At 69.1% G+C, this 8527-nt stretch carries 7 protein-coding genes and 1 tRNA gene; 3 read left to right on the top strand and 5 right to left on the bottom strand.

The genetic code is table 11. The features are described 5' to 3' along the window. On the bottom strand, nt 1–861 hold an 861-nt coding region (locus LX15_RS31740; RefSeq protein WP_253674848.1), incomplete at its 3' end, for a DUF3662 domain-containing protein. Nucleotides 862–1063: 202 nt separating this feature from the next. On the opposite strand from LX15_RS31740, the gene LX15_RS31735 reads away from it, so the two are divergent. From LX15_RS31735 to LX15_RS31725, 3 genes are all read left to right on the top strand, one after another. After that, a tRNA-Leu gene (locus LX15_RS31735) sits at nt 1064–1149 on the top strand. A 1009-nt stretch (nt 1150–2158) separates the two neighbouring features. Beyond that, the gene (locus LX15_RS31730; RefSeq protein WP_253674847.1) at nt 2159–2494 is read left to right on the top strand and encodes a hypothetical protein; all 336 of its coding nucleotides are present in this window, start codon (nt 2159–2161) and stop codon (nt 2492–2494) included. Nucleotides 2495–3115: 621 nt separating this feature from the next. Continuing rightward, complete coding sequence (locus LX15_RS31725; protein ID WP_253674846.1) at nt 3116–3694, top strand: hypothetical protein; 579 nt, start codon at nt 3116–3118, stop codon at nt 3692–3694. 1116 nt (nt 3695–4810) lie between these two features. Here the strand turns inward: LX15_RS31725 and LX15_RS31720 are convergent. The 4 genes from LX15_RS31720 to LX15_RS31705 form a co-directional block, all read right to left on the bottom strand. Next, the gene (locus LX15_RS31720; protein WP_253674845.1) at nt 4811–5650 is read right to left on the bottom strand and encodes an ABC transporter permease; all 840 of its coding nucleotides are present in this window, start codon (nt 5648–5650) and stop codon (nt 4811–4813) included. Beyond that, nucleotides 5647–6606 carry an ATP-binding cassette domain-containing protein gene (locus LX15_RS31715; protein ID WP_253674844.1) on the bottom strand — a complete coding sequence of 320 codons (960 nt, stop codon included), beginning with the start codon at nt 6604–6606 and terminating at the stop codon, nt 5647–5649. The genes LX15_RS31720 and LX15_RS31715 overlap by 4 nt, the downstream gene beginning before the upstream one ends. 30 nt (nt 6607–6636) lie before the next feature. Further along, complete coding sequence (locus LX15_RS31710; RefSeq protein WP_253674843.1) at nt 6637–7482, bottom strand: DUF4097 family beta strand repeat-containing protein; 846 nt, start codon at nt 7480–7482, stop codon at nt 6637–6639. Nucleotides 7483–7559: 77 nt separating this feature from the next. Then, nucleotides 7560–8087: a YlcI/YnfO family protein gene (locus LX15_RS31705; protein ID WP_253674842.1), complete on the bottom strand. Its 528-nt coding sequence runs from the start codon at nt 8085–8087 to the stop codon at nt 7560–7562. Nucleotides 8088–8527 lie beyond the last annotated feature (440 nt).

The raw sequence follows: 8527 nt of genomic DNA, 5'->3' as shown, positions 1-8527 counted from the left end.
GTAGCCGCCGGCCGCCGGGTCGGGGTAGCCACCGGGCTGGGGGGCGCCGTAGCCCTGGTCGTAGCCGGGCTGCGCGCCGTACCCCTGGTCGTAGCCGGGCTGGCCGTAGGCCGGCTGCTGCCCGTAGCCCTGGTCGTAGCCGCCACCGGGCTGCGGGGCGCCGTAGCCCTGGTCGTAGCCACCCGGCTGGCCGTAGCCACCGGGCTGGGGGGCGCCGTAGCCCTGGTCGTAGCCGGGCTGGCCGCCGTAACCCGGCTGCGGCGGCTGGCCGTACGGGTCGGTGTAGGCCGGCGGCTGTTGCTGCTGCTGCCCGTAGCCCTGGTCGTAGCCGTACTGACCTTGGCCGTGCGCGTAGCCCTGGTCGTAGCCGTACCCCTGTTGGCCCTGCTGTCCGTACGGGTCGCCCTGGGGGGGGTACTGGCCGGGTGGCTGGCTCATGGGTCGGTCTCCTGCGGTGCGAGGGGTCGCCGGCCGTTGGCTCGGCGATGCGTCGGGGTCGACGGACGAGCTGGTTCGGAACTGTCCGGTGTGCAGCGCCTCGGAGCGCTCAAGGGAGACTACGACGTCACCATAGGTGTCCCACCCCTGCTCTTCGAGGTGTTCGCGGACGCTGTCCGCCAGCAGACGGGTGAGGCGTTCCTCCTCCGCCGCGAGCTGCTGGTGGTCGGCGGGTCCGAGCGTGACGACGTAGTGGTTGGGCGCCAGGAGTCGGCCGCCGGCCAGCTCCCTGACGTGCACTTCGGCTTCCCGTTGCAGTGCCTGGGCCACCTCCTGGGGTACGACCTGTCCACCGAACACGCGCGCGAAGGTGTTGCCGACGATGCCTTCGAGTCGGCGCTCGAAGCGCTGAACGAGGCCCACGGCAACCTCCATACGAACGGCTCCCGAGCCCGATCGTATCCGTGCGGGACGGCCGAGACAGCCAACTGTTCCCGGAGGAGTGAAGTAGCTGGTCAGGACGGGTGTCGACGGTGGGGGGACCCCCCTTGTCGGACCCACTCGCGGAGTCGTGTTAAGCTATCGCAGCCAGCACGGCGGAAGCCCGATGAGGGAAACGCCGGACGGGCGAGTGGCGGAATGGCAGACGCGCACGGTTCAGGTCCGTGTGTCCGAAAGGACGTGAGGGTTCAACTCCCTCCTCGCCCACCAGGGCCAGTGGCGAAACCTACTGGTTCCAGGTCGTGAAATGAAGGGGCAGCCCGCACGGGCTGCCCCTTCGTCGTTCTGGCGGGGGTGCCGGGTCGGTTCGCACCTGGTTTTTCGGGTGTGTCTGCCGCGTTGCCTGGGTTGGGCGTGTCAGTGGGTGTACTCGCTCAGACTCGGGGTGGTCCTGCGTCGGTTGGTGGCTCTGATCTTTCGTTCGGTGTGGTGTGTTGTGCGCCACCTTTGCCGTTTGTGCAGGTTGAGGGCGGCGAATTGGAAGGCGAGCAGGAAGGTTTGGGCGGCGATGCCCCGGAGCCGGCGGAGTGCGGCGTCTTCGAGGTTGACGCCGTGGTCGGGGTTCCTGGCGTAGCCGTTGGGTCCTTCGTTGCCTGACCGCAGGCGCCTGTAGGCCGTCCGCCATTCCGGGCTCTGGGGCAGGGCTTGGGCGCGCTTGGCACCGGCGGTGGGCGGGATGGTGATGCTCTGCTGGGCGCAGATCTGAGGTGGCCCTCGGCGTCGGGGCGGGTCTTGGGGCGGAGTTCGTAGGCGCGACGGGCGGCGATGCGCTGGGTGTAGGTGTCGGCGCCGATGACCTTGTCGGTGTGATCACGGCTGGCGTTGACGAGGGCTTGGGGCATGTGGGGGCAGTGCCAGATGCCTTCGACCTGGAGGGCGCCGGCGTGTTCGGCCTGGGTACCGAACTGGTCGCGGCGGTAGGAGAAGAGGACCTGGAAGCCGAGGGCGCGGGCGGGCAGTTGGAAGTCCTCGGGGCGGCTGTTGTTGTCGGCGCAGTCGGCGGCCAGCAGCCGGTGGGCCGACCAGCACGGGGTGGGGCGATACGGCCGTCGACGTCGTGGGTGGTGCCAGAGACGACCAGGGCCCTGGAACGGCGCTTGCGGGAGAGCGCGCTGAGGCGGATCAGTCGACGCCAGGGCTTGAGCGCGAGGCGACGGCATACGCGGTTCCTCGGGACGGCTCGACCACCTTGGGATACCCGGGAGACTGTGGAATTCAGGTGAACCAACCCCATAACTCCAGGCAGGGGGGTATTCACACGCGTATCACCAGCTTCCGCAGGATCCTGCCGGTCAGCGCCAACACCATCTCAGCAAAGATGTACCGGTCACGCTGGTATGGCTGGGAGAAGATCGGCGACATTGCGCCGCGGACGGTCTACGGGCCGTCCAACTACGCCCAGGAACATCGCGAGACCGCGGCTTTCGGTTGCGACGCGGGGAGCTGGTACCGGTACCGCACCGAGGGCTTCGGCACGATCGTGGTGCCGAGCGGAACCTACAGCGCCGCCGCCTACGAGCAGAACGACAGCGAGATTCTGTGCGAACACCCATGAGATCCGGCGACGAGGTCTATGGCTCGGGCTTGTACTCGTCGCAACGGGCTCTCCGACGCTGGGCCAGCACGCAGTCGAGAGCCAGCACACCGCCAGTCCGACCACCGCCGTACTTCGCCCCCGTGACGAGCGACTCATTCCGGATGTCGACCCCACGCTCGTGGTAGGCGGCTTTGAGCTTGCGCCGTTCCTGGCAGATAGGCCCGCTGTCAGATCACCCCTTCCCGAAAGCTTGACCTGGCCGAAGCTTCCCGCGGTCAACCGGCTAATCGTGAAGAGTCCAACCGTGCCCATGCGGGTAGTGGTGGTCCTCATTCGCGACGTGCGGCTCTCCGGTCTTCCTGTCGAGGAGTCAACGCAAGACTTCCGGTGCGTCGAGGTAGAAGACGAGAAAGCGTCAGTCCAATCGACAGCGGCTTGGGTCCCTTGCGTCTACTTCCGATCCTCTTGGCATGTGGTCGTTCAGCTCGGTGGCCAGCCACGTCAGGCAGAGCGTCTCGTGCGACAGGTATCGTTTGTTGAGGCAGCGTCTCCTGGCGTACCGGAGACAAGGGAGGCGCAGTTCTCCCACGCTTGGGCCAGCACCGTTCGTTGACCTGATACCCATGGGAGGAACAGCGGGTGCAGCCGCAACCCACGCTTCCCACGCTCCTGCTCACCACGGCCGTACTCGACGTGCGACAGTTCGAGGCGGAGACCCGAGGTGAAGGTAGCCGGGCGATCCGCAGCCGGGTACACCTTGACGACCTCCACAACTGGACCGTTGAACGAGGCGAGCGAGTGATCACCTGTCGCGACGGGGAGATCAGTCCGCCGCGCTCCGGTGCCTACGAAGTGAAGGGCCCCTACCGGGAGCAGCAACCAGTCTGGGCGTCCTACGCCGGCTTCTGGACCTTGCAGCTCCTGTGCCCCGCCCTGTTCACCTGCTGCCTGGATGACGACTGCGCGTGGAAGATCGACGGCAGCAGCGCGACGCTTGCGGGAACCCCCGCCTACTACTCACCCCAGCGCCCCGTCGACGGCATCGTTGCCGACCCTGTCGTTCGGGTGGACGCCCGTCTGGATCTCCGTCTTGGTGTCGCCACTCATGTCACTACCACCAACCACGACGGGACACAGTTCTTCTTCCTCCTCCGGTCTGTCACACCGCGCAGCGGTGTTACCCACAGATGGGAGCACGACGAGGACGCCGCCGACTGAGCAGCAAGGATGATCGGCAGGAACAGGACCGCGTCCTCGCGTGCGGGAAACGATCTTGACTAGCGTGGGAAGCCACCCCCGTCCCTGCTCGGTTTCCGCTGGTCAGGAGATTTCGTAGCGGACCCACCAGGGCCAGTGGCGAAACCTACTGGTTCCAGGTCGTGAAATGAAGGGGCAGCCCGCAGGGGCTGCCCCTTCTGCGTTGTCCGGGTCGTTCGGGAGCGCGGGGCCCCGTTCACGCTCGTGCCAGCCCTTGGGCGCGCGACGGGCGGGAGGTTCGCCCGGTCAGGACGGTCCGGAGTAGGCCCTGCCACTGATGGGTGCGAAGTCACGCGGCGACCGGATGGACCTCGGACGGCTTTTCTTCGGGTTTTCGCCCTGTTCCGGTGTGTCTCGCGCCACTTTTTCGCTCGCCGGGGTTCGGTGCCGCGAGTTGGGGGTGGGCGGGAAGGTCCTGGTGGTGTTTTCCCGCACCCGAGGTGGGCCACCGCCTTCCAGCTCGGTCTCGGAATCCGGACTCCTGGGGAACCGCATGGAGAACGCCCGCCCACTTCGCCCTCGTCTTCTTCGCGTGGGGTTGGCGGTTCGGCCCTCAGCCGGACACGGCGGAACGCGCGAGGGTCCCGGACCTGATGGGGCGGTGGTCCTGGTCCTCGCGCGTCCGCCGAGATGCCGGCACCGGGAGGTCAACGGTGGTCGAACCGGGCCGGGAGCGTCGGTGCGGTCGTGCTCAGGGGAGGAGTTCGCCGAGCGGGGCGGAGTCCTTGTCGGCGGCGATGAGCGGGTCGACCAGCACGAACCGTCTGCCGTCGCTGTTGCTCCCCGCGGACCAGAAGCGGGCGCCTCCGTCGATCCACTGCGGCCTGACCTTCTCGCTGATGACGAGTTCGCCGGGGCGGCCCAGTCGGCGGACGAGTCACCCCGCGGCCTGGTAGTCCTGCGTGGCGCCCATTCCCCATGTCCCTTCTCGGTGATGACCGCGAGGTCACCAGAGCAGCCGGGGACACGACCTGGACGGTGTGATCGATCTGCTCAGGGGAGGCTGATGGCCTCCAGCAGGACTCCGGGAGGTGGCCACCGGGGAACGGCACCACGTCTTCTCCCGACGTCGGGCGGTTAACGCGCGCTCTCGCGGTTGAACAGCTTCTTCGACCAGAGGTATCCGCCCAGGCCGATGACGGCGCACCACACGAGCGCGATCCACGCGTTGTTCCCGATCGGCTTGTCCATCAGCAGGCCGCGCAGGGTTTCGATGATCGGGGTGAACGGCTGGTACTCGGCGAACCAGCGCAGCCCGGCCGGCATGGAGTCGGTGGGGACGAACCCGCTGCCGAGGAAGGGCAGCAGAACCAGCGGCATGGGCATGTTGCTCGCGGTCTCCACGCTCTTGCTCACCTGGCCGAGCGCGACGGACAACCAGACGAGCGCGAAGGTCACCGCCACCAGGAACCCGGCCGTGGCCAGCCACGCGCCCACCCCAGCCGCGGGGCGGAAACCGACCAGCAACGCGACACCGACCACGATCACCAGGCTGAACACCGTCTGGATCACGCTGCCGATGACGTGCCCGGTCAACACCGAGACGCGGGCGATGTGCATGGTGCGAAACCGGGCGATGATGCCCTCGGTCATGTCCATGGCGATCGACACCGCGGTTCCCTGGACCGTGGCCGTCACCGTCATCAGGATGATCGCCGGCGTCAGGTAGTTGGCGTACGCGGCGCGCCCGTCGGCCCCGCCGCCGTGCGCCGACCCGCCGAGCCCGGCGCCCAGCGTGCCGCCGAACACGTAGACGAACAGCAGCAGGAAGACGACGGGCATCCCGACGAGCATCAGGGTCATCGACGGGTACCGCACCATGCGCCTGAGGTTGCGGCGCAGCATCGTCACCGAGTCGCGGAGCGGGTGGAAGCGGAGGGCGGCCGGAGCCGGGCGGGTGAGCGTGTCGTTGCTCATCGCGTGGTCACCTTCTTGTCGGTGGAGTCGCCGGTGAGGGCGAGGAAGACGTCGTCGAGGTCGGGGGTGTGCACGGACAGCTCGTCGACCTCGATGGCCCGGTCGTCGAGCCGGTCGATCAGGGTCTTCAGCGAGCGCAGGCTGCCGTCGCTGGGCACCCGCAGGGCGAGCGCGTCGTTGTCGCGCGACACCTGGCCCAGCACGCGCGCGGCCGCGTCGAGGCCCCTCGGGTCGGCGAACCGCAGGCGGACGTGCCCGCCGGGGATGCGGCGCTTCAACTCGTCCGCGGTCCCCTCGGCGACGATCCGGCCCCGGTCGAGCACCGCGATCCGGTCGGCCAGCTCGTCGGCCTCCTCCAGGTACTGCGTGGTCAGGAAGATGGTGACGCCGCCGGCCACCAGGCCCCGGACGACCTGCCACATGTTGCGGCGGCTGCGCGGGTCCAGTCCGGTGGTCGGCTCGTCGAGGAAGATCAGTTGCGGGTCGCCGACCAGGGTCATCGCCAGGTCGAGCCGTCGCCGCATGCCCCCGGAGTAGGTCCCCGCCGGCTTCCTGCCGGCGTCGGTCAGGTCGAACTGGTCGAGCAGCTCCGCGGTGCGCCGCCGGCCCTCCCTCCTGGGGAGGTGGTGCAGGTCCGCCATCAGCAGCAGGTTCTCCTCGCCGGTGAGCAGGTTGTCCACGGCGGAGAACTGGCCGGTGACGCCGATCGCGGCGCGCACCGCGTCCGGCTCGCGGGCGAGGTCGTGCCCGGCCACCCTGACGTCGCCGGAGTCGGCGCGGATCAGCGTGGACAGGATCTTCACCGTGGTGGTCTTCCCGGCGCCGTTCGCGCCGAGCAGCGAGAAGATCGTTCCCCGTTGCACGGAAAGGTCGAGGCCGTCGAGCACGACGTGGTCGCCGTAGGACTTCCGCAGTCCGGTCGCGGCGATCGCCAGCCGGGATTGCCTGCTGTTCATGGTCTTCCCTTCTCCAGGGTCGGTGGTGGGTCAGGAACGGCGGATCGTGATGTCGCCGTAGGAGGTGTGCGCGCGCACCTCGACGGTCTCGTCGGACTCCCCTGGCCGAGTGGCGTTCCGCAGCAGGTTGCGCACGTGCCCGAACTTGGTGTTCACCGCCAGCCAGGCGGCGGTGCCTTCCGCGATGCCGATCTCCAGGGCTCCCATCGCGCTCTCCAGCACGACCGAACCGCGCACCACCTCGCCGACGTGCACGCTGCCGTTGGACGTCCTCGCGTCGACGCCGGCGCCCGCCCGCTCGACGCGGATGTCGCCGTTGGCCGCGCGGACCCGCACGTCGCCGGTGGCCGCCTCGATCGTGGTGTCACCGTTGGAGTTCCTGACGACCGCGGCGCCCTCCACCTCGCCGATCCGGACCTTCCCCGAGCCGGTGGAGACCTCGGCGCCGCCCGCGACGGCGTCGGCGGTGACGTGTCCGGCCGACGTGGTCACGCGCAGCGGGCCGGTCCGTTCGAGCCGGACGTTCCCGACGGAGGTCCTGAGCCCGCACTCCCCGAGTCGGCCGGTGCCGTGGAAGTCGCCCACCTGCGTCTCCACGGACACCCGGGAGCCGCTGGGCAGTGCGATGGACACGTCGACCGACCTGGTCCTGTGGGAGAAGTCGAAGACGCGCGGCTTCGGCCCGGTGACGCGGAGAGTGCCGTTGGCGTAGTCGACGCGGACCTGTTGGGCGGCCTCCACGTCGGACTCGTCGGCTTCGTTGGTCGGGCGGACCTCGACGAGGGTGTCGGTCCGGTCGCTGGCGTCGACCCACACGTGGCCGACGCTGAGGTCGAGCGTGACGGAAATCGGTTCTGGCGTCGCGAAATTGGGCATGGTCGTCCCCGCATCATGCGTAGGTGAGCCGTCCCCGCAGGTCGGGGCGCGGTGTGAGGAAAGTTGGTGCGGTGCGCTCAGCGCACCCAGCCGGTGAAGTCCTGCCTGGTTCGTTTTCCGGCGGCGCCCGGCTCGCGCCTCTGGTCGTGATCGGACCGCCGCAGGGCGGCGGCGGCCGCCCTGACCAACCAGGCGTTGGTCGAGCGCCCCTCCCTGGCGGCGGCCGCCTCGATCGCGGCCTTGAGCTGTTCGGGCAGGCGCACGTTGATCCGCGCGGCCGGGCCGTCCTCGACGATCAGCGGATCGACCTCCGACGCGCCGGCTCCCGCGGCGGGCCCGGCCGCGTCCTCGGGTCGCTCGGTGGTCGGCGAGGTCACCACGAAGTCCGGATCGCGTCCGCGCAGGCGCAGCTCTACCGAACCGGGGGCCAGTTCCCGGGTGATCTCGTCGGCGGCGGCCGACAGCGCGTCCAGCAGTGTCACCCGGACCGCCGACTCGAGCGACCCGGTCAGGCGCTCGACCAGCGCACGGGCCTCGTCGCCGCCGGCTTCGGCAAGCGCGGCGAACTCGCGCCCGAGGCCGCTCACGTACGAGGTCAAGTCCATGGCACCACTTTGGCACACGGATGGCACAGATACAAGCCATGGTGGCTCGGAATCGTGGTGCCATCTATGGCGCCATCTGGCGTATGCCGGCGAAATGCGCAGGTCAGTGCGGGCCGCTTGAGCCACGCTGCGGGGGAATGAGGCTTCGGTGCACTTGGTGCCACCCGTGGTCCCGCGCTGCCAGTGGTGGACCCGCACGCCCGTCGTGACGAACAGAAGGGCAGCCGCGCGGGCTGCCCTTCCGCTCTGGACCCGGTGTGGTGGAGCCTCACGCCTTCTTCTGCTTCTCCAACCCCCGGTCCCGGTTCGTCTTCACTCCGGACCTGTCCTTGGGCTGGGGCTTGGCGGGCGGCTTGGACTGAGCCTTGGCCTGGTTCTCCAGGGCTTGGACGCGGCCCGCCCACTGTTGTTGCTGGATGTCCCTGGCCTTGGCCTTGGCC

The sequence above is a fragment of the Streptoalloteichus tenebrarius genome, assembly GCF_024171885.1.
GTDB classification, from domain to species: Bacteria; Actinomycetota; Actinomycetes; order Mycobacteriales; family Pseudonocardiaceae; genus Streptoalloteichus; species Streptoalloteichus tenebrarius.
The sequence above is the reverse complement of the archived record's forward strand: the minus strand, read 5'-3'. Positions and strand labels throughout refer to the sequence as shown.